Origin of the sequence: Intrasporangium sp., from assembly GCF_036566125.1 — a bacterium.
Lineage (GTDB): Bacteria > Actinomycetota > Actinomycetes > Actinomycetales > Dermatophilaceae > Intrasporangium.
Map to the genome: position 1 here is coordinate 1 of NZ_DATCWX010000064.1, position 2,134 is coordinate 2,134.

The 2,134-nt window shown below is 69.6% G+C and carries 3 protein-coding genes; 1 reads left to right on the forward strand and 2 read right to left on the reverse strand.

All coding sequences use genetic code 11. The annotated features are described in order from the left end of the window. The coding region (locus tag VIR15_RS03825; RefSeq protein ID WP_331926148.1) for a serine/threonine-protein kinase at positions 1 to 1,125 on the reverse strand (1,125 nt) is incomplete at its 3' end. A 69-nt stretch (positions 1,126 to 1,194) separates the two neighbouring features. Next, on the reverse strand, positions 1,195 to 1,626 hold the full coding sequence (locus tag VIR15_RS03830) for a CBS domain-containing protein (protein ID WP_331926149.1): 432 nt from the start codon (positions 1,624 to 1,626) through the stop codon (positions 1,195 to 1,197). 194 nt (positions 1,627 to 1,820) lie between these two features. Here VIR15_RS03830 and VIR15_RS03835 point away from each other — a divergent pair. After that, positions 1,821 to 2,134, forward strand: a 314-nt coding sequence (locus VIR15_RS03835; RefSeq protein WP_331926150.1) for a trehalose-6-phosphate synthase, incomplete at its 3' end; no start/stop codon positions are given.

Genomic DNA, 2,134 nt, shown 5'->3' on the forward strand with positions numbered 1-2,134 from the left:
TGCCGCCGTGGCCGGTCCGATCGGAGGAGGCATGGGATGGGCCGCCCCTGCGGTCGCGGCCGCGCCTGCAAGGGGCGACGGTCCGGTCCGGCGAGCAGCCTCGTCGACCGACGGGAAGACGGCCGTGCCCCGCGGTCGGAAGACCTCGGTCGAGCCGGACGGTGCCGGGATGGCGTGCGCGGGGTCGTCCAGGGGCCCACCGCGGGGATTGGGCACGGTGGCCGCCCTTCCTGCGGCGAAGCGCGCCAGCGCGTCGATCACCTCGTCGGCGTGGGGGCGCTGGGCAGGATTGGGAGACAAGGAAGCCCGGAGCAGAGGGACGAGTCGAGGGTCGACGCCATCGAGGTCGACTTCGCCCGCACGGACCTTGGCGAGAACGACGTCCATCCGGCCGCGACCGAAGGGAGGCCGGCCCGAGGCCGCGAAGGTGATCGTCGCCGCCCAGCCCCACCAGTCGGTGGCATCCGTGATCGGGGCGCCCTCGACGAGCTCCGGCGAGAGGTAGCCGGGCGTCCCCATGACGAGGCCGCCCATCGTGTGGCGCACGTCGTCCTGGATGTGGGCGATGCCGAAGTCGATGAGGACCGGCTCGCCGTCCTCCAGGAGGACGTTGCCCGGCTTGATGTCGCGGTGGACGACCCCGCTCGCGTGGATCGCCCGGATCGCCTCCGCCGTCCCGCACGCGAGGCGCAGCAACGCGTTGGGGTCGAGTGGCCCATGCGCCTCGACCCAGTCGTCTAGAGCTGGGCCGGCGACGTACCGCGTCACGATGTACGGACGTGGGGCCATGACATCGGCGTCGACGACGCTCGCCACCCGCGGGTCGCGGACCCGCGAGAGCGTGTCGACCTCGCGGCGCAACCGAAGCCTCGCCTCGTCATCGTCAGCCACGTGGGGGCGCAGCACCTTGATCGCCACAGCGCGCCCGCGAGGGTCGAGTGCCAGGTGGACGACACCCATGCCGCCCTCGCCGATCTCCTCGACCAGGCGGTACCTGCCGATCCGCTCTTGCCCTGGCGGGTCGGAGTCGCCCGGACCGGCTGAACCGCCTGCTCCGTCGGCGCCGGCGCGCCGGCCACCCGACGAGGGTGCAGGCACCCAGCGGGTCCGGTCGTGCGCAGCCATGCCCCTACGGTAATTGACCGCAGGGCTGGGCGAGCCCGCCTCGCTCGGGCCCGTGGTCAGTCTGTGATGTCAGTGGGTGATGTAGTCCCGCAGCTGGTCGCGCTCCGACTGAAGCTCGGACAGGCGAGACTTGACGATGTCACCGATGCTGACGATCGCGGTCAGCTTGCCGTCCGCGTCGACGATCGGGACGTGGCGCACGCGCAGCTCGGTCATCGTGCCCGCCATGTCAGCGATGTCATCGCTCGCCGAGCCGGTCGTGACGTCGCTCGTCATGATCGACGCCACGGTGCCCTCGAGGATGCCAGGCCCTGACGAGTGGAGGTGACGGACGACGTCCCGCTCACTGACGATGCCGTCAACGTGTGTTCCGTCGGCGCTGACGACGCAGGCGCCGATGCCGTGCTCGGCAAGCTTCGCGAGGAGGTTGGACACGGTGTCGTCGGATCTGACGGTGACGACCCCGTCACCTTTTCTGCGCAAAACGTCTGAAATCTTCACGCTTGCCCTCCTCGGCGGTCGGCTGTGTGGAGGCCCGGGCGACCTGGCCGGCTCTCCCTTGGGTCGACCCTAGAACGGGACCCCGCGGGGCGCCAGACCTCGATGGCTAGAGTGAGACACGTCTAACGCACGCTCGGCGAAGGTCACTGCTCGTGGCTGACCGATGACCGTGTAACGCGCGAGGAGATGATTCGGTGACGGGTTCCAGGAATACCTTCGACCTCGTCGTCGCGGCGAACCGCCTCCCCGTCGACAAGCAGGTTGACGAGGACGGGAACGTCGACTGGCAGCGCAGTCCCGGAGGTCTCGTGACCGCGATGGAGTCGGTGATGCGTGCCAACCCCGGGGCCTGGGTGGGCTGGTCCGGTGATGCTGGAGAACCCCCTTCCCCCTTCTATGAGAACAGCATGCACTTGCGGCCCGTCGGCCTGACCGCCGAGGAGGTACGGGACTTCTACGAGGGCTTCAGCAACGACACGCTGTGGCCCATCTACCACGACGTCATCGT